The 18,279-nt window shown below is 52.0% G+C and carries 17 protein-coding genes; 4 read left to right on the top strand and 13 right to left on the bottom strand.

Annotated elements, in window-relative coordinates; genetic code table 11:
- Positions 1-210: 210 nt before the first annotated feature.
- Positions 211-1,491 (top strand): stationary phase inducible protein CsiE, encoded by a 1,281-nt coding sequence (gene csiE, locus O1V65_RS00950; protein ID WP_165429293.1) that lies wholly within the window; start codon positions 211-213, stop codon positions 1,489-1,491.
- A gap of 132 nt (positions 1,492-1,623) precedes the next feature.
- Here the strand turns inward: csiE and glyA are convergent, their stop codons facing one another.
- Complete coding sequence (glyA, locus tag O1V65_RS00945; RefSeq protein ID WP_017490203.1) at positions 1,624-2,877, bottom strand: serine hydroxymethyltransferase; 1,254 nt, start codon at positions 2,875-2,877, stop codon at positions 1,624-1,626.
- A gap of 384 nt (positions 2,878-3,261) precedes the next feature.
- On the opposite strand from glyA, the gene hmpA reads away from it, so the two are divergent.
- Positions 3,262-4,452 (top strand): NO-inducible flavohemoprotein, encoded by a 1,191-nt coding sequence (gene hmpA, locus O1V65_RS00940; protein WP_192504013.1) that lies wholly within the window; start codon positions 3,262-3,264, stop codon positions 4,450-4,452.
- Between the two features lie 91 nt (positions 4,453-4,543).
- Here the strand turns inward: hmpA and glnB are convergent, their stop codons facing one another.
- From glnB to O1V65_RS00895, 9 genes are all read right to left on the bottom strand, one after another.
- Positions 4,544-4,882 (bottom strand): nitrogen regulatory protein P-II, encoded by a 339-nt coding sequence (glnB, locus tag O1V65_RS00935; protein WP_017490205.1) that lies wholly within the window; start codon positions 4,880-4,882, stop codon positions 4,544-4,546.
- A gap of 164 nt (positions 4,883-5,046) precedes the next feature.
- Complete coding sequence (glrR, locus tag O1V65_RS00930) at positions 5,047-6,387, bottom strand: two-component system response regulator GlrR (protein ID WP_017490206.1); 1,341 nt, start codon at positions 6,385-6,387, stop codon at positions 5,047-5,049.
- Between the two features lie 19 nt (positions 6,388-6,406).
- Entirely contained in the window at positions 6,407-7,174 is a 768-nt protein-coding gene (qseG, locus tag O1V65_RS00925; protein ID WP_269130089.1) for a two-component system QseEF-associated lipoprotein QseG, read from the bottom strand.
- 13 nt (positions 7,175-7,187) lie between these two features.
- Positions 7,188-8,627: a sensor histidine kinase gene (locus tag O1V65_RS00920; RefSeq protein ID WP_017490208.1), complete on the bottom strand. Its 1,440-nt coding sequence runs from the start codon at positions 8,625-8,627 to the stop codon at positions 7,188-7,190.
- Positions 8,628-9,159: 532 nt separating this feature from the next.
- The gene (mrdA, locus tag O1V65_RS00915; RefSeq protein ID WP_017490210.1) at positions 9,160-11,106 is read right to left on the bottom strand and encodes a penicillin-binding protein 2; all 1,947 of its coding nucleotides are present in this window, start codon (positions 11,104-11,106) and stop codon (positions 9,160-9,162) included.
- 243 nt (positions 11,107-11,349) lie between these two features.
- Complete coding sequence (locus tag O1V65_RS00910) at positions 11,350-11,628, bottom strand: hypothetical protein (protein ID WP_227953683.1); 279 nt, start codon at positions 11,626-11,628, stop codon at positions 11,350-11,352.
- 245 nt (positions 11,629-11,873) lie between these two features.
- The gene (locus O1V65_RS00905; RefSeq protein ID WP_227955808.1) at positions 11,874-12,410 is read right to left on the bottom strand and encodes a DUF4865 family protein; all 537 of its coding nucleotides are present in this window, start codon (positions 12,408-12,410) and stop codon (positions 11,874-11,876) included.
- A gap of 12 nt (positions 12,411-12,422) precedes the next feature.
- On the bottom strand, positions 12,423-12,827 hold the full coding sequence (locus O1V65_RS00900) for a tautomerase family protein (protein WP_017490213.1): 405 nt from the start codon (positions 12,825-12,827) through the stop codon (positions 12,423-12,425).
- 12 nt (positions 12,828-12,839) lie between these two features.
- Entirely contained in the window at positions 12,840-13,154 is a 315-nt protein-coding gene (locus tag O1V65_RS00895; protein ID WP_017490214.1) for a carboxymuconolactone decarboxylase family protein, read from the bottom strand.
- Positions 13,155-13,259: 105 nt separating this feature from the next.
- On the opposite strand from O1V65_RS00895, the gene O1V65_RS00890 reads away from it, so the two are divergent.
- Positions 13,260-14,159: a LysR substrate-binding domain-containing protein gene (locus O1V65_RS00890; RefSeq protein ID WP_017490215.1), complete on the top strand. Its 900-nt coding sequence runs from the start codon at positions 13,260-13,262 to the stop codon at positions 14,157-14,159.
- Between the two features lie 103 nt (positions 14,160-14,262).
- Here the strand turns inward: O1V65_RS00890 and O1V65_RS00885 are convergent, their stop codons facing one another.
- Together O1V65_RS00885 and O1V65_RS00880 are read right to left on the bottom strand one after the other, a co-directional pair.
- Positions 14,263-14,889, bottom strand: coding sequence for a LysE family translocator (locus O1V65_RS00885; protein WP_017490216.1), 627 nt, complete (start codon positions 14,887-14,889; stop codon positions 14,263-14,265).
- 387 nt (positions 14,890-15,276) lie between these two features.
- Positions 15,277-16,122, bottom strand: coding sequence for a VOC family protein (locus O1V65_RS00880; protein WP_017490217.1), 846 nt, complete (start codon positions 16,120-16,122; stop codon positions 15,277-15,279).
- A 390-nt stretch (positions 16,123-16,512) separates the two neighbouring features.
- Here O1V65_RS00880 and O1V65_RS00875 point away from each other — a divergent pair, with 390 nt between their 5' ends.
- A complete protein-coding gene (locus O1V65_RS00875; protein ID WP_017490218.1) occupies positions 16,513-17,775 on the top strand; it encodes an L-lactate MFS transporter in 1,263 nt (420 codons plus the stop codon).
- 151 nt (positions 17,776-17,926) lie between these two features.
- Here O1V65_RS00875 and O1V65_RS00870 read toward each other — a convergent pair whose 3' ends face one another.
- Complete coding sequence (locus O1V65_RS00870; RefSeq protein ID WP_139802777.1) at positions 17,927-18,160, bottom strand: hypothetical protein; 234 nt, start codon at positions 18,158-18,160, stop codon at positions 17,927-17,929.
- Positions 18,161-18,279: the final 119 nt, after the last annotated feature.

Below are 18,279 nucleotides of genomic sequence, written 5' to 3'. Positions count from 1 at the left end.
TTTGCTGTTCCAAAAGGGTGTCCGAAAACCAATAACTCACAAAATTTGTTATAAAGTAACATTTTAAAACAAAGCAAATAAGCTACTCACGATAAATATCTGTGATCTGAGTTGTAAGCCGGTGTAAAAGCCCGCGCCGTACCGCGTTGAAACAGCAATGGTTTGCTATGCTATTGAAGAATTTTCAATAATGCGAATACAGAAGGTGATATGAGCCTGGACACCTCCCCTGTGCCTGAGCTCTCAGCTCAACAACGTCGCTGCAATCTATTGTTGATGCTGTATGCGCCGTTAGAGGCGGTACAACTGGAGAACGTCGGTCAAATCAACGGTGTGGACCTACCGACTACGCAGAAGGATATAGCGCAGCTATCGGCCGACATTCAGCGCCTGCATCGGCTGGAAATCATCGTGACCGGCGAACAGCATTGTCAGCTATATGGCAGCCTTCTGGATAAGCGCATCTGCCTGATTGACGGCCTGCGGCGAGCAATACGCAGTAGCCCAGATTTTGTTAACCGCCGTTTCTCCCCGCAGTTAAAGCAGCTCCTCAGCCAAATGCCCAACGTCGATAATGTCCACTATGAGGAGCAATTCCCCCGAATTATCGAGCGTCTGAGTCAGCAGTTGAACCGTGAGTTCACCGGACGCGATGAACAGTTCCTGCGCCTCTTTTTGCAGATTTGCCTGTGGCAGAATATCAGCCCGACGCAGCTTGAATTCACCGACCAGCAACGTTTGTGGCTGCACGACAAACCGGAATATATCGCGGCCTCACTGGTGTTCGACAAGCTTCAAACCCTGTGCGCCGAACCTATTGCCGAATGTGAACGCGACTTCATTACGCTGCTGCTGAGGCTGATTAAAAATCACAGCTATGAAAGTTCGGGGTCGGACGAAGACCGAAAACTGATGCGCGAGATTGAAGAACTGGTGGCGCATTTTCAAGACGTCTCAGGTATGCGATTTAGCAGTTACGAGGGGCTGATAAGTCAGCTATTTGCCCATCTGGGGCCGGCGATTGAACGCTGCCGTTTTGCTATCACCGTGGACAGCCAGATGCAGGACGAGGTCAATCGCATGTACCCGCGCTTGATGCGCACCACCCGCGACGCGCTGGAAGGTTTCAAAGACGCTTATCAGATAACCTTTTCCGATGAGGAAGTCGGCTTGGTGGCGGTCATTTTTGGCGCCTGGCTCATGCAGGGCAACGCGTTGCAGGAGAAGCAGATCCTGCTGCTGACCGACGCTGATGCGGAACTTGAACAGGCGGTAGAGCAACAGATTCGTGAGGCGACACTGATACCTTTGAATATCAAATACCAGACGCTGGATGATTTTCATCAACAGGGTGCGCCGAGCGGCGTTGCGATGATAGTGACCCCTTACCCCACGCAAACTATCGACGCCGATCCGCTGATTATTTTTACCCAGCTGCCGCTGACCAAGGAAGAAAGAAAGAGAATTCGCTCATTGCTGGAGGCGCATTAGCCTGCTTCGACAGAACTATTGAATGATAGGGAGAAAACGCCGGATTACACTGCGGGAAGCCTGAATATAAAAAATCGGCCATAAAAAAACCACGTCCGGGGACGTGGTTTTTCGGGCAAAAAAGCAGGAAGATTATGCGTACACAGGATGACGTGCGCAGATATCCAGAACTTTTTGCTTAACGCGCTCGATGGTCGCTTCGTCGTTAATATTGTCCAGAACGTCGCAGATCCAGCCAGCCAGTTCACGAACCTCAGCTTCTTTGAAGCCACGACGGGTCACAGCTGGGGTACCGATACGCACACCAGAGGTTACGAACGGGCTCTTAGGATCGTTAGGCACGCTGTTTTTGTTCACGGTGATGTTTGCGCGACCCAGTGCAGCGTCGGCTTCTTTACCGGTCAGGCCTTTGTCAACCAGGTCCAGCAGGAACAGGTGGTTGGAAGTCCCGCCAGAAACCACTTTGTAACCGCGCTCAAGCACCACTTCAACCATCGCTTTGGCGTTGATAGCAACCTGCTGCTGGTAAGCTTTGAACTCAGGTTCCATCGCTTCTTTCAGCGCGACGGCTTTACCTGCGATCACGTGCATCAGAGGACCACCCTGACCACCCGGGAACACCGCGGAGTTCAGTTTTTTGTACAGGTCTTCGTCGCCGCCTTTAGCGAGGATCAAACCACCGCGTGGGCCAGCCAAAGTTTTGTGCGTGGTGGTGGTCACGATGTGTGCGTGTGGAACCGGGTTAGGGTAAACGCCTGCGGCAATCAGACCCGCTACGTGAGCCATATCAACGAAGAACCATGCGCCGATGCTGTCTGCGATTTCACGCATTTTAGCCCAGTCAACGATACCGGAGAACGCAGAGAAGCCGCCGATGATCATTTTTGGTTTGTGCAGTTCTGCCTGACGCGCCAGATCTTCGTAATCAATCTTGCCGCTTTCGTCGATGCCGTAAGGCACAACGTTATAAAGCTTACCGGACAGGTTAACCGGAGAACCGTGAGTCAGGTGGCCGCCGTGTGCCAGGTTCATACCCAGAATGGTGTCGCCCGGTTGCAGCAGCGCGGTGTATACCGCGAAGTTAGCCTGTGAGCCGGAGTGAGGTTGAACGTTTGCGTAGTCAGCACCGAACAGCTCTTTCGCGCGGTCGATAGCCAGTTGCTCAACGATATCAACGTATTCGCAGCCACCGTAGTAGCGCTTGCCCGGATAACCTTCGGCGTATTTGTTGGTCAGCTGTGAGCCTTGAGCCTGCATAACACGTGGGCTGGTGTAGTTCTCTGAAGCGATCAGCTCGATATGTTCTTCCTGACGTACAACTTCCTGCTCCATTGCCTGCCACAGCTCGGCATCATAATCGGCAATGTTCATTTCACGCTTTAACATCTGCATCTCCTGACTCAACAAACTTAAAAAAAACGCCCCAGATGGGTTCTGGGCAACAGTGTAAACTGTTTTTACCCCCTTGGCATAGTCTCAGTCGCAGGTTTTTAAGCAAACGATTGGCTTCAGCTGGGGCAAGGCTTTGATCTGAGATACACAAAGCCCGTTCAAGGGACTTTTCTTCATTCTTGCATGCAAATATTTCAGCTTTGTGAGCCAGCACGCAGCGTGCTGCTTCTCCTTTTAATTTCTAAGGGTATTTACAAACTACGGCCCCGGTAATAACATGCATTTAAAATGCATCTTTAAGTTTAACGATTTTTAACCGTGAAACATTCAACCGAAAAGTGGCTTAACGCCATTGGACCGTGCCCTCAGGAGCTCTTCATGCTTGACAGTCAAACTATCGCTATCGTCAAATCTACCCTTCCCCTTCTTACCGCTACCGGCCCGAAACTCACCGCACATTTTTATGACCGACTTTTCACGCATCATCCCGAACTAAAAGACACGTTTAACATGAGTAACCAGCGTAACGGTGACCAACGCCAGGCGCTGTTTGACGCCATCTGCGCCTATGCGACCAATATTGAGAATCTTGCCGCGCTGCTTCCCGCCGTCGAGCGCATCGCACAGAAACACACCAGCCTGAACATTCAGCCTGAACAATATCAGGCGGTGGGCACTCATCTATTAGCAACGCTGGACGAGTTGCTGAGCCCGGGTCAGGAGGTGCTGGATGCCTGGGGAAAAGCCTACGGCGTCCTGGCAGAAGTGTTTATTCAGCGCGAATCCGCCCTCTATCAGAACAGCGCCGATCAAACCGGTGGTTGGACAGGCACCCGTGCGTTTCGCATCAAAGAGAAAAAACCACAGAGTTCACTGATAACCAGTTTTGAGCTGGAGCCGGTCGATAATTTGCCGGTCGCCGGATTCAAGGCCGGTCAGTACCTGTCGGTTTACGTGCAGAGTGAAAAGTTTGAGAATCAGGAAATTCGCCAGTATTCGCTGACCCAGTCCCCGAACGGCAAAACCTATCGTATTGCGGTGAAACGGGAGTCCCATGGTCTGGTCTCCAACTACCTGCATCAGCAGGCGCAGGTGGGCGATAGGGTCTGTCTCGCGCCGCCGCACGGCGATTTCTGTCTCGACGTGACTCCGCAGACCCCCGTCGCGCTTATCTCAGCTGGCGTTGGCCAAACCCCGATGCTGAGCATGCTCAACCAGCTGGCGGCACAGCATCATCGGGCACCAATTCAATGGATCCACGCCGCAGAAAACGGCCAGGTGCACGCCTTTGCCGACGAAGTGAAGGGTTTAGAGAAGGGGTTGCCGCTGCTGGAAACGCAGGTCTGGTATCAGCATCCTGACGAACAAGACAGGCCGGGCGAGGACTATCAGCATAAAGGCTTGCTCGACCTTTCGGCGATAAAAGACCGTCTGGTGCCTGCCGGAATGCAGTTCTATCTTTGTGGTCCTGTCGGTTTCATGCAGTTTGCCGCACGCCAACTGATTGAAACAGGCATTGACGCTGCCAACATTCACTACGAATGCTTTGGCCCACATAAGGTTTTATAGGCGAGTTCAGGGCTGAACAGCCGGAGGCGATGAAAGGGTCTGCGAGCAGAAAACGGGGGCCGGTCGGTGACGACCAGCCCGCAAAGAGCGCTTAGATAGCCTCTTCGTCCTGTTCGCCGGTACGGATACGAACCACGTTCGCGATGTCGAATACGAAAATCTTACCGTCACCAATTTTGCCGGTCTGCGCGGTGGTCATGATGGTTTCCACGCAGGTGTCCACGATATCGTCAGCCACAACGATCTCGATTTTAACTTTAGGCAGGAAATCGACCATGTACTCAGCACCACGGTATAGCTCAGTGTGGCCTTTCTGACGACCAAAGCCTTTCACTTCAGTCACGGTCATCCCGGTGATACCCACTTCAGCCAGTGCTTCACGCACATCATCCAGCTTGAATGGTTTAATAATTGCGTCAATCTTTTTCATGGCAGGCCCTTTTATCGTTCATTTGCCCATGCTTTAGAGGCAGCGGCAAGATTTAATTCTTAGCTTTTAGGTGCTCAAGGCACCAGCAGGCGCATAAAGTATCATATTCCCGTCACCCTTGGGATAACGGCGGCGTCCTAATTCTCTTTGACTCTTTAAATCGGCTATGACTCTTTAAAGTCATTGGCTTCAAGTTCATGTCTTGAGAGCAGCTTATAGAACTCGGTGCGGTTGCGCCCCGCTATTCTCGCAGCCTGCGTCACATTGCCGCGTGTAATCTGTAACAGCTTACGTAAATAATGCAGTTCAAAGGTGTTACGCGCCTCGACGAAAGTCGGTAGCGCCGTATTTTCGCCTTCCAGTGCCTGTTCGACCAACGCCTCGCTAATCACCGGTGCGGAAGTCAGCGCCACACACTGCTCGATAACGTTAACCAACTGGCGCACGTTGCCCGGCCAGCTCGCCGCCATCAGGCGCTTCATCGCGTCTGTTGAAAAGCTGCGAACGAAAGGCTTATGACGACGCGCAGCCTCTCGCAGCAGATGATTCGCCAACAGGGGAATATCTTCCGCACGTTCATTCAACGCAGGCAGCTTGAGGTTGACCACGTTGAGGCGATAGAACAGGTCCTCACGAAACTCGCCCTTCTCCATCGCCTTGGGCAGATCGCGGTGGGTGGCCGAAATAATACGCACGTTAACGTCGATATCGTGATTGCTGCCGAGCGGACGCACCTTACGTTCCTGCAGGACTCGCAGCAGCTTGACCTGTAAAGGCAGCGGCATATCACCGATTTCATCAAGAAAAAGCGTGCCGCCGTCCGCCGCCTGAAACAATCCTTCACGGCTGCTCACCGCGCCGGTAAACGCGCCTTTGGCATGGCCAAACAGCTCAGACTCCAGCAGTTGTTCGGGCAGCGCACCACAGTTGATGGCAATAAAAGCCTTTTTGCCACGCGGGCTGGTGCGATGAATCGCCTGCGCCAGCACCTCTTTACCGGTGCCGCTCTGTCCATTAATCAACAGGCTGACGTCTGACTGGGCCACCATCTTGGCCTGCTCCAGGAGCCTCAGCATCACAGGACTTCGCGTGACAATTTGCTCACGCCAGCTCTCGTCACTCGCCGGTGCCGATTGCGCCAGCGCCTCATCGATAGCCTTGTAAAGCGCATCTCTGTCAACCGGCTTGGTCAGGAATCCAAAGACCCCTTGCTGGGTGGCCGCCACTGCGTCAGGGATAGAGCCGTGGGCAGTAAGAATGATCACCGGCATTCCCGGCTGATGTTTCTGAATCTCGGCGAACAGCGCCATACCGTCCATCTCGTCCATGCGCAAATCGCTCAACACCAGATCGATACGTTCGCGACGCAGCAGCTTCAGCGCTTCCTCACCGCTCGACGCCGTCGTGACCTGAAAGCCTTCGCTTGAAAGGCGCATTCCCAGCAGTTTCAATAAGCTGGGATCGTCGTCGACCAGCAGCAGGCTGGCGTTTCTCCTTGCGGTCATGAGTCTCTCGTCGCGTTAATTATTTAAATTGATTCGTTTTAGGCGGCACGTAAGTGTCTTTAGCTTGCACGTTCCCTCCTGTCACGCTGCGGCTGCCGCTGGTCGACGTCGATGAAGGCGCGCCGTCACTGTCGGGCAATTCTCCCTGCAACTGCTTGCGCGACGAGAGCTGTCGCTCGATGTCGGTCAAGTTCTCCAGCTTACGTCGGGTATCGCCCAGACTCGCCTCCAGCAGCTTTTGCTGATTGCTCATTTCCTCTATTTTCGCTTCGTTAGAGGTTTGCTGACGGGCGTTACGGGCTTTTTCGTCTTCAAAGGCGATTTGCAAAGATTGGCGCTCACGCCAAAGCTGCAGCAGAGGACGTACGGCGCTCGGCATCTCGGCGCGGTAATCATTGACGTTATTGAGCAACGTTCTGCGCTGCGCAACATCGGGATCGTTGCCCGCCGCTAAAATGCTCTGTTTAAAGATATTAGCCCATCCTGATGAGGGGATCTGCGCGGCCTGATAATTTGCCTGCGCCGTGCTCATGCGTTCGGAGCAGTCCATCGCCCTCAGCCAATACAGCGAGTTGGTGAGGGTTGCGCTGTCGTCCAGCGCCCACAGCGTTTCACAGGGCGCGATGCGGAAATCAACCACTTTACTGTCGGGGATAACGTCTTCAATGGGTTGATATAATCCATCACTCTGGTGACGCGCACAGCCGCTAAGCAGCATCGGCGTCAACAGGGCGGATGTGAAGATCAGGCCAAGACGGCTAAAAAAGGATAAAAATCTTGTCTGCATGGGTTAATTATACTCAGCTATTTTTTTCGGCGACTGACGGCAGCTCAATGCGAAAGCAGACGTCGGCATAGTCGACATCAACCAGTTTCAGTTCACCTTCCATACGCCTGATGCAGTCTTTGGCGATACTCAGCCCCAACCCGCTGCCCTTGACGGCACCTTTGCGCAGTTGGCTCCCCTGGAAGAAGGGCTCAAAGATCATCGCGCGCTCATCGATGGGAATAGGTGTGCCGGTATTGGCGACATCAATCATTGTTCGTGGCCCGTCCTGCCAGCTATGAAGCCAAATGTTACCGGATTCGGCCCCATAGTGCACCGCATTGGAGTAGAGATTATCCAGCACCCGCACCAATAGAACAGACTCGGCCCAACAGGTAGCAGCCTCCGTTTTTATCTCAGTATGGATCAACTTGCTTCGCGCCGTCAGACTATGTGCCGCCGCCACGCTGGTGAAGATTTCAGGAAGATTAATCTGTTCTTTGTCGGTAGGCGCATCGGCGAGTCGGCGATTGTAGTCGAGGAGTTGTTCGATGAGCGTTTGTAGGCGGCGACTGCTGGTATTGAGGATAGCGACCACTTCGCGCTGGTCGTCGGTGAGCGGGCCGGCAACCTCGTCACGCAGCAGTTCGGTGCCTTCGCGCATGCTGGCCAGCGGCGTTTTTAGCTCGTGGGAAATGTGGCGTAAAAATTCGTGGCGCTGCGATTCAAACCAGGCCAGACGTTCGCTCAGCCAGTGAATACGCGTCGCCAGCGCACGAATCTCCTGCGGTCCGCGAAATCTCGCCACGCTGCCCGGCGCACGGCCCTCACCGAGGCGGTTGATCATCCGTTCAACGCCCTTCACCGGCCCGATAATCATACGCGTAAACAGCACCACCAGCATGCCGCTGAGCAGAAACAGGACCAGCGCCTGCCAACCGAAGAACTTGCCCCGTTCGGCAATGGCGTGCTGCAACTGCTGACCGCGTGAATAGATAACCTCACGGGTCGCCTGCACCATCTCGGCGTTGGAACGTGAAAACTCCTCAAGCTGGCGCGAGGCGTTGGGTTCAGGGCTGTTGTTTTGGCACTTGAAGGAGGAGAGCTGGGTCAGCAGGTCGCGTAAATTCTGATAATAGCGAACGTCGGGAAGAATAGAGGCGTGCGCGTCCAGCATTTGCGAGTATTGACGGCGCTGGCTTTGATAGAGCGTCGACAGCGTATCGTCATCCAGCACGCAGTATTGCCGATAACTACGTTCCATCTCGAGCGCAATGCTGGTCATCGATTCACTGCGCCGCGCATCGACAATGGTGGTGCGGTTGATTTCGGCTGCCTGGCGGCTTAGATGATTCAGGCTCTCATAGGCCTGATAGGCCAGAATAAGCAACGGCAAAAGCACCAGCAGGAAGGCCATCAGCACCAGCTGTCGTAACGATCCGGGGAATAAACGCCACTTTTTCAAGGAAATCATCTCGCTCTCAGTCTGTTTGCTGATGCTAACCGAGGCTGGGTCGAAATTAAAGGAGGGAGCACTGCGAGAGTTTGCCCTGTCGGCATTCGGGAAGAATCGCCTACAGGGCAGAAGAGGTGGTGCCTCACTCAACGTGTCGTTCGATGCTTGATAAGATTGCCGGAGCAACGATATCGGTCTGGTGAACGATAGGCACCTTTTCTATGGCGTCATTCTAATGTTATGAGCGCAGATTGCAGAAAGTCCTGCAGAGGCATTTATAACGGGGTGAATGAGCAACCGCGAGTAATATAGCAGGAAACATGCCAACTTTTAAAGAGAAATTATAACACCATGTTATTAAATGGAATTAAATTTAAAATTTGTTAATGGCTGTTTTTTTTGAACCTAAACTTTCGTTTAGAAATCCGCCAGTTAGTCTCTAAAAAGAGACAATTATTGGCTATTAAAACGGATTCTTTATTTATCAATGAATTACGTGTCGCCATTCGGCGACACTCCGTAGTCTCGCTGTCGCCGAATGCAGACAGTATTAGTGCTCGTCGTAGCCGGCGGTTCCAGGTTTAAGTTCGGTCAACTGGCAGGCCGGACTGCTCTTGTTCTTATCATCCTGGCAATCGGTAGCATCATCTTTCACAAAAATGTGATCGAGAATAGCGCGCATTGTCGGACCTGCTACCACACCGTCGCCGCCGCCGTTTTCAAGAATCAGTGCCACCGCCACCGTCGGGTGATCGAACGGCGCAAAGGCGGTATAGAAGATGTGGTCACGCAGGCGTATCGGCGTCATCTTGGCGTTGTAGTTCTGGTTCTCACGCAGGCTAAATACCTGTGATGTGCCTGATTTCGCAGCTATTTTATAAGGCGCAGTGTGGAACAGCTTGTAGCCGGTACCGTTTGGCGCATTGGCCATACCAAACATTGCATTCTTAACGATGGTCCAGTAAGGCGATTTCGGGTCCGCAATCTGCGACGTTGGCGGTGCCTTATAAGGGGTAATCACTTTACCCAACTGCATAGAATCTAGCAGGTGCGGAGTCATGATTTTACCATTATTAATAAGGATAGTCAGCGCTTTCACCATTTGGATGGGTGTTGCAATCCAATAGCCCTGCCCGATTCCGACCGAGACGGTATCACCCTGGTACCACTCTTTCTTGTGAACCTTCATCTTCCATTCACGGCTCGGCAGGTTGCCGTAATACTGCTCATCGAGGTCAATTCCCGAAGATTTACCGTAGCCAAACTTGCTCAGCCATTCATGGATACGGTCAATCCCCATCTCGTAGGCCACCTGGTAGAAGAAGGTGTCCGCCGATTCTTCAATCGCCTTGGTCACGTTGAGGTAGCCGTGGCCCGTTTTCATCCAGTCGCGGTAGTGGCGCTCGGTCCCCGGCAGCGTCCAGGTCGGCGCACCAAAGAACGTGGTCTGCGGCGTGATAACCCCGGCAAACAGCGCAGAGATAGACATATAAGGTTTTACGGTCGAAGCCGGCGGATACAGGCCCTGCGTGACGCGGTTAATCAGCGGCAGATCCGGGTTCTTCAACAGTGCGCTGTAGGCCTTGCCCGAGATCCCGTTAACGAACGGGTTAGGGTCATAGCTTGGGCTGGAGACCATGGCACGCACTGAACCGTCGCGCGGGTCAACCACCACCACGGCAGCACGCTGGCCTTTCAGCAATTGCTCGATATATTGCTGTAGGCCGAGATCCAGCGTCAGCTTAATGTTTTGACCGGCCTGCGGCGGCGTTTCGGTCAACAAACGCACGACGTGACCGTGGTTATCCACCTCAACTTCCTGATAACCGGTGCGGCCATGCAGCTCTTTTTCGTAGTATTTTTCGATGCCTTGCTTGCCGATATCGTGGTCGGCGGCGTAGTTTTCTGCCTCTCCGGCCGCGGAAAGTTCTTTGTCATCGCGGTCGTTTATTTTCGACACATAGCCAACGACGTGCGCCAGCTCGGCACCATAAGGGTATCTACGCTGCTGATAGCTGGTTATCGATACCCCCGGGAATCTAAACTGGTTTACCGAGAAACGCGCCACTTCCTCATCGGTCAGCGCCAGTTTCAGCGGAATTTCTGCAAATTTTCTACCGTGATACATCGCATCTTTGAAGTTATCCATGTCGTCCGAGGTCAGGTCAACGATCGGCGTCAACGCCTGCAGCGTTGCCTTCAGATCCGGCACTTTACCGGGGATCACCTGGATTTCGTAGAGGGTAATATTTTGCGCCAGCACCACGCCATTGCGGTCCAGAATCAACCCACGGCTAGGGGCGATCGGCAGCATCTTGATATCGTTCTGGTTTGAGCGGGTTTGGTAGAAAGAGTGCATCCCCACCTGAAGGTGGTAGAGATTGAAGGTCAGCACGCCGAACAGCATGACAACGACGACAAATGCAATAACGGCACGACGGATAAAGAGCCGGGACTCAGCCGTATGGTCGCGGATTTCTTCGTTCAATAGGGCCATTACCGGGGGATTACCTTTCTTGTCAGACGTCAGTACTAATACGAAAAATGCGGAGTTGCAGAAAGTGCGAAAGAATAGCGCTTATCGGTCAGTCGGACCATAAGAACTGTGCTAATCAAGCAAGAGTAATGTTTCTATTTATGAATGGTTAAGCAAAAGACAATGTTAGAAGGGACGATGCCAGAGACTACGGGGGGATAACAGCCTCAATCCATGGATTATGGGGTTGAGGCGCGCGGGATGTTACTTGTCTATTTTTACACAGTCGGCGTAGATATAACCTTCCGTTTCATTAGCAATAACGAAACTGTTCTGCACGTGAATATACATCAGATTGTTTGCCGTTCCCGCCTTCATCGGCTGATTGTTCTGGCCGATAATATCGGTGAGTTCGGGGCTGGTAATGGTTTTTATGCCATCGGGCGAAACGGTGAAAGTATTCCCCGCATCCGTCACGTGTGCATTTTTATTCAGCACTTCGGCTGAGTCATCGCCGTCCGGGCGCTGAATGCTGTGGGTCAAAACGCATTTATAGTTTGTGTCTGCAAACGCTGTATATGAAGTTAAAGTCAGTAATACCGCAATGAAAGCGACGAGCCTGGCCATTGAAAAATCCCAACTAAGAAAAGTGAGCCACATCCTATCACTTGGCAATATTATGGAAAGTAGGTGGCAAAGAAATAGTCATAAATAGTCCACTCCTCACCCATTAAAAAGCCCGCATAATCCGGCGCGGGCTTGAATAAACAATTAATGCAAAAGAAAACTCACGGCAGAGAAATGTGCCCAACCTGATAATAATGTTCATCTTGCTGAATGTTTTCAGGCGCATTTTTCCACAGCGCGAAACGAATAAGCTGCCAATGTTGGGTGTCCCAGGCCACCACCCTCGCCAGTGCACCTTCTAAAGGCGGTGAAATCTGCCATTCAGGCAGGATGCTGTAGGGTTCGATGGTTTTGATTACACGTGAGACAAATCGTGCCTCGCCAATTTCCGCCGAGAGCGCTGTCGCTAATACTGGAGTTACCCGCACCGTTGGCCAGCCAAAGGCCTCCGTCAACGCTTTGAATCCGTCGCTGAGCAGAAAACGGTGCATGCTTTCTGCGTCTTGCCACAGATAAAAAGGCGCATAGAGATTCTCACGACCTGCGGTTTGTGGTGCCGATCGGCGGGCGTAAAGATAAGCCTTGAACAGCAGTCCTGGAAATCCGCCAAGCCGATGACCGTTTTCAGCAATTCGGCGTTCAATAATCGCCATGTCGTAATCGGCGGGAAAGGTGAAGCTATATTGCATCGCCAGCATGATAAAACCTCACTATTTTGGAATATCCGCCACGTGGAACACCTTTCCGCCACCAAATGACCAATCCTCTGGCTCGGTATAAGTGACAACTATCATCACGTCCTGAGGGTTGATGCCTATCGATTTGTGGAGACGTTCAACCAACGCGGCGTAGAGCGCCTGTTTCTGTTCAATGTTACGCGGTCTTCCCGCCGTAATTTGAAACACCAGCAGGTCCTCGCTGCGCCCAGACTCGCCGCCGCTGAGATAATGTTTGTCAAACACGCGATCGGTTTCACCATAGCGGTCAAACAGTTGAAAACAGTCATTTGCCGGCACTGAGAAACAGCTTTCGAGCGACTGCTGTAACGCTTCGGAGATTTTGCTTTGCCACGCGTTGAAGCGGCGTTCTGGAATGGCAATACGAGTAATGGGCATGATGGCCTCCGATTATTCCAACGTTAATTGAGCAAAAACGGTCAGTGCCGAGGCTGCAGTTGGCCATCCAGAGTAAAAGGCTAGATGGGTGATTAACTCGGTGATTTCGCTGCCAGATAGGCCATTTTTCTCGGCGAGTTGCAGGTGATAAGGCAGCTGTTCAGTGCGGGACAGCGCCACTAATGCACTCACCGTGATCAAACTTCTGTCGCGCGGCGACAGCTCGCTGCGCTGCCAAATATCACCAAACAATACCTCTTCGCTCAGTGCCGCTAACTTGGGTGCGACCTGGGCCAGTGTTTCGCGGGTTATCGGGAACTTGCTCATTTTATCTTCCTCGGCGTGGGTGTAATGGAGAAGATAACGGGCTATGATGATTTATAAAATCAGATATAACAGCAGCTATAGTCCCTAAAAACAGGATGATTGATCGTGGCTAAAAGACCCCTGACTTTTGATTCCGAGGCTTTACGCACCTTTGTGACCGGCATTGAGCTGGGAAGTTTTGTGCTTGCGGCCGAACGGTTGGGCCGCTCGACGTCGGCCATCAGCGCGCAGCTTAAAAAGCTCGAGCATCAGGCAGGAACGGCGCTGGTTCAGAAAGCGGGGCGTCATCTGGTACTCACCGAAAAAGGCGAACTTATGCTGGGTTACGCGCGCAGGTTGCTTAGTCTGAACGATGAAGCCTATGCGCTGCTGATGGCCAGTGAGGTTGGCGGGGAGGTGCGTTTAGGCCTACAGGAGGATTTCGGCGAGGCCCTATTGCCTGCAATTCTGGGCCAGTTCTCCCGCTCGCATCCCAACGTGCAGATTTCAGCCAGCGTCACCCGCAATGAGCCCCTGCTTTCTGCTATTCGCCAGAACGAGCTTGATCTGGCGCTGAGTTGGCAGGGAAATGACACCACGCCGTTTAGTCAATCGCTGGGTAAATTACCGCTAAGCTGGATAGCCGCCGAAGGATTTGATTTAACGCCCTATCTGACCCAAGACCTCCCCTTACCGCTGCTGGTTTTTGAACCCTTCTGCATCATGCGCACCGCCGCAACTGCCGCGCTCGACAGAGCAGGAATCCCATGGCGTATCGCCTTCACCAGCAGAAGCCTGAGCGGTATCTGGGCCGCCGCCTCGGCCGGATTGGGCGTCACCCTGCGCACGGAGATGGGGATGCCTTCTACCCTCAAGGTTATTCGCTCCCCCCTGTTACCCCGGGTTGGCGATATTGGCGTGACACTGCACCGCGCTGAAAACCGGCTGCCCGAGGCAGCACACTCGCTTTATGAGACAATTTCTGACTATTTCCCGCAACAGATACAGGTTTTGGCCAAGGCGTAGGCCAATGAAAGTCGGAGCTAAACCAGCACACAAAAAAGAAAATAGCACCCGCACTGAGTTAGGTTTTAAAAAACTAACTCAACGCGGCTTTATTAACTAAAAACTATTTAGTGAAAATTAATTTAATTCCTAATAATGCCATCACGCCACCGCTAATTCGGCTAATCGATTTTTTATAGCGTAAATAGACGCGCTGCGGGCGGGCAGAAGACAACACAAAGGCGACAAAGGTGTACCAAAGCGTATCGATAAATAGACCCAGTGCGGGCAAAACCCAATAGAAATAACCTGGAATATCGCGCGGCATCAGCGCAGCGAAAATACCTGCCAGCACCAGTACAGTTTTAGGGTTACATAGCTGCGTAACCAGCCCTACGCTGAAACTCTTGCCGAAACCTATTTTCTCAGCCTGCCCTTCTGGCCCAAAAATCAACGGCTGGTTCGCACCGCGGAAAATCTTGACCGCCATAGAGAAGAGATAAAGACCCCCGAGGATTTTCAAAGTGACGAAAAGCCACGGCACGGTGACCAACAGCTGGTGCAACCCCGAAAAGGCGATCAAGACCAAAATTGCACAGCCAACCCCCATACCAAGCGCGGTCGCCAGACCGTCTCGACGAGAGGACGCAATTGAGGTTTTCGCAACAAAGATAAAGCTCGGTCCGGGGCTCATCGCCCCAACGGCTAACGCAACCGAAATTGAAAAGAGGGAAAGCAGTTCAGCGTGCATCTAATACCTCCATGAATATTCGAACAAAATTAAGGCAATTAATGTCCTACTTAATGTGTGAATAATCAATGGGGGCTTAAGTGGTAATGGCTTTTTTGATTTCAAATTTTTAGGGCGAGCGTTGAGATTCTCAGGCTAGCCACACGTTGCATCAAATTCTCACTCTAAAATGCAGCCCCTGCACTTATCGTACTCGTTCCCTGAACCTGAGTTTGCCCGGAGTCACTCTGCGCCGTGCAGCCATTGAGAAGCATAAGCACCAGTGCAACCGCAAAGGCCCTGTAAAAACTACGTATCAATGAAGTCATCTGAAGGTATCTCTTAACGCCGTATTGTTCTGTTTCGACCCACAATAACGGCGTTAGTTGCAGATTTTACCCTTTCTTGTCATTGTTCACTGAATATTAACGTCAGCCCCAATCCTTGCCCGACCTGCACCACAAGCTGATTGTTTCGCTCAGTGAAATGGATGTCACCGCGCTGCAAACTCTGCCGGGCAGCATCGAGCGAATGCGTCGCAAAGGTCAGCGCAATCATCTTTGATTCAAAAGCCTGTTCAAAGGGTGCAATCCCCCATTCCGCCTCAGCTTTTTGCGGTGTCACAAAACGAACTCGCGCTCGCCCCGCCGAGAGACTCAACTCCTGGTCATCAACCTCGTGCAGTTGTTCGTCGCCAAACACGTCGACATAGACCTGCGCCGCCTGTCGGATGTCGGCCGCTGCAATCACAAACTCGGTAATGTCTGACACCGCATTCGGATGGGACTGCCACTCACCGCGCCAAACCAATTCGGGCGTTACGTGCTGACAGAAGAAACTTCTGCCGTGCGCAATACGCGACGCATCAATCGATACCGTCTGAAATCGTGCGTTGGGTTCAGTCCCATCATTAAGTTTTACCGGTCGGTAGAAGGCCTTTGGCTCTGCATCATCAACCTGCCGCTGTGTAAGATGCTGGTAAACTGCGTCGGCATTCTGCGTTTTCCACACGAGTCCGTTCAACCCTAACGGCGCCTGCCAAAGCTCTTTACGCAGCAAAGTGCTGCGATCCTCAAAGCCCAGCAGCTCCAGGTAATTGTCATTAAAGATGGCCAGATGATTGCTCGACCCTAAAGAGTGATGTCCACGAGACGTTAGACTGAATCCCAACCTGCGAAACAGCAGCTCTGATGAATTCAGACCCTCGGCAACGTTGATAACAACATGATCAAGATGGGGAACAATAGCGGTCATAAGACTCTCTTCATTAATTAGTTATAAGCAATAACTTAAAGAATAAAGAGTGATGGCTTTTTCAAGAACGAAGTTTTCTGCAAAACTAATCCCTGTTTTGAGATAAACAAACGATCGGGGCCCGAAAACAGCGTTACGCGTCATCCTGCTGAAATGCTAAATGAATCAAGCGTGATTTAGATCAACAAAAACCCAGAGCTGACGCGGCCTGCAAGGCCATTCTCAGGGGAAAACCAGGCTTTTCTCAGGCTAAATCAGGTCATTCATACCGATATTTATGCACTTCATTCCTCCTCTGAGGCATTTCATGCCTGAAACGATTCAACTCACCGATTAGGACTTATCATAGCGCCAATTTAAACGCATCAGTTTCGCTCGGGAGAGCCCACTATGAGTGATAAGTCAGGCCTTACACGTACCGGAACGCAGTCTAATGTTGCCGTGGCCAATCTCAACCGTACTCGCTGGATGACGCTGATAGGCACCATCATCACCATGTTCGCGCTAGGCTCGGTTTATACATGGAGCCTGTTCAACGGCCAGCTTTCTGCCAAGCTCGACGAACCCATCAGCCGCGTCGCCTTCTCTTTTGGACTCCTGAGCCTCGGCCTGGCGGTCGCCTCTTCCGTTGCCGGAAAACTGCAGGAGCGCTACGGCGTCAAAAAAGTCACCCTCGCCGCGGGAGTATTAATGGCGGTCGGTTTTTTCCTGACCGCACACTCCAATAGCCTGGCCATGCTTTACCTCAGCGCAGGCGTGCTGGTCGGTCTGGCCGACGGCGCAGGCTACCTGATGTCGTTGTCCAACTGCGTCAAATGGTTCCCAGAACGTAAAGGCGTGGTATCCGCCTGCGCTATCGGGGCTTATGGCCTGGGCAGCCTTGGTTTCAAATTTATCTGCGGCTATCTGCTAAGCGTTAACTCACTCGAGCACACCTTTATTATCTGGGGGCTGCTGGCGATGACCATGATCGTTATCGGGGGGCTGATGATGACGGATGCGCCACGTCAGGAAGCGAAAGTCGTTAACAACCATCAGGAACAGCCGCGAGACTTCAGTCTTGCCGAAGCAATACGTGTGCCTCAGTACTGGATGCTGGCACTCATGTTCCTGACCGCCTGCATGAGTGGCCTGTACGTTATTGGCGTGGCAAAAGATATCGGCCAGGGCATGGTGCACCTCAGCGCAATGACTGCCGCCAACGCGGTAACGGTAATCGCTATCGCCAACCTCAGCGGTCGTCTGATTCTGGGCGTGCTGTCAGATAAAATGGCCCGTATTCGCGTGATTTCTCTAGCACAGGTTATTTCACTGGTCGGCATGAGTATTCTGCTCTTCACTCATATGAATGAAGCCACCTTCTTCGCCTCGGTCGCCTGCGTCGCCTTTAGCTTTGGCGGTACTATTACCGTGTATCCTTCACTGGTAAGCGACTTCTTTGGCCTAAACAATCTGACCAAAAACTATGGCCTGCTTTATCTAGGATTTGGTATCGGTAGCGTGCTGGGTTCACTTATCGCCTCACTGTTCGGCGGATTTGTAGTGACCTTCAGCTTGATTACTGTGCTATTAATTATCTCCCTTGCGATTTCTGCCACGATTCGCCTACCGAACAAAGAACTTCAGGAGCAGAATACGCTGCAACATGTGTAGCCCGTTTTCTGACCTTTTCTTATGACAAACGGGAGCCATGGCTCCCGTTTTTCTTTGTTTTCGGACACCCAAAATGACCCGCTGTAAAATTTTGACCACTATCCTGTTGCTGGCAGGCACCGCGTTTTACGCACAGGCCGCAGAAGTTCCTTTAAGTGCCCCCGCTCAGCCTTGCGTGGAACATAATGCGTTTAATCAGAGCACAGACCATCAAGATATGGCCAATCCGTCGGGCCAAACCACGCATTTGTCGTCTGCCCACTGCCTGACTAGCATCCAAAGCAGTAACAACAATAAACTGTTCGGCAATAACGAACTGTTCAAATAACACCCCGCTGCTATCTCTTCCTGAATCTCTAATTAAGATCGATTCAGGATATTTCACGGCTTGTCTCCTTGGGCAATAATCGCCGGTAATTTCCTTTAATACAATCACTTCAGAAATTAGTTATTCAATTATTGTTGCCAGAACGGTGTTTCTCAATTTAAGGGAAATAAGGTTTA

Origin of the sequence: Rouxiella badensis, from assembly GCF_026967515.2 — a bacterium.
GTDB lineage: Bacteria > Pseudomonadota > Gammaproteobacteria > Enterobacterales > Enterobacteriaceae > Rouxiella > Rouxiella badensis.
Note: the sequence above shows the minus strand (reverse complement) of the source record. Positions and strands in the feature narration are given on the sequence as shown.

What these genes read in the sequence shown, in the direction of transcription:
- csiE (WP_165429293.1), top strand. Translation starts at nt 211, where the DNA reads ATGAGCCTGGACACCTCCCCTGTGCCTGAGCTCTCAGCTCAACAACGT.
- glyA (WP_017490203.1), bottom strand. Translation starts at nt 2,877, where the DNA reads ATGTTAAAGCGTGAAATGAACATTGCCGATTATGATGCCGAGCTGTGG.
- hmpA (WP_192504013.1), top strand. Translation starts at nt 3,262, where the DNA reads ATGCTTGACAGTCAAACTATCGCTATCGTCAAATCTACCCTTCCCCTT.
- glnB (WP_017490205.1), bottom strand. Translation starts at nt 4,882, where the DNA reads ATGAAAAAGATTGACGCAATTATTAAACCATTCAAGCTGGATGATGTG.
- glrR (WP_017490206.1), bottom strand. Translation starts at nt 6,387, where the DNA reads ATGACCGCAAGGAGAAACGCCAGCCTGCTGCTGGTCGACGACGATCCC.
- qseG (WP_269130089.1), bottom strand. Translation starts at nt 7,174, where the DNA reads ATGCAGACAAGATTTTTATCCTTTTTTAGCCGTCTTGGCCTGATCTTC.
- O1V65_RS00920 (WP_017490208.1), bottom strand. Translation starts at nt 8,627, where the DNA reads ATGATTTCCTTGAAAAAGTGGCGTTTATTCCCCGGATCGTTACGACAG.
- mrdA (WP_017490210.1), bottom strand. Translation starts at nt 11,106, where the DNA reads ATGGCCCTATTGAACGAAGAAATCCGCGACCATACGGCTGAGTCCCGG.
- O1V65_RS00905 (WP_227955808.1), bottom strand. Translation starts at nt 12,410, where the DNA reads ATGCTGGCGATGCAATATAGCTTCACCTTTCCCGCCGATTACGACATG.
- O1V65_RS00900 (WP_017490213.1), bottom strand. Translation starts at nt 12,827, where the DNA reads ATGCCCATTACTCGTATTGCCATTCCAGAACGCCGCTTCAACGCGTGG.
- O1V65_RS00895 (WP_017490214.1), bottom strand. Translation starts at nt 13,154, where the DNA reads ATGAGCAAGTTCCCGATAACCCGCGAAACACTGGCCCAGGTCGCACCC.
- O1V65_RS00885 (WP_017490216.1), bottom strand. Translation starts at nt 14,889, where the DNA reads ATGCACGCTGAACTGCTTTCCCTCTTTTCAATTTCGGTTGCGTTAGCC.
- O1V65_RS00880 (WP_017490217.1), bottom strand. Translation starts at nt 16,122, where the DNA reads ATGACCGCTATTGTTCCCCATCTTGATCATGTTGTTATCAACGTTGCC.
- O1V65_RS00875 (WP_017490218.1), top strand. Translation starts at nt 16,513, where the DNA reads ATGAGTGATAAGTCAGGCCTTACACGTACCGGAACGCAGTCTAATGTT.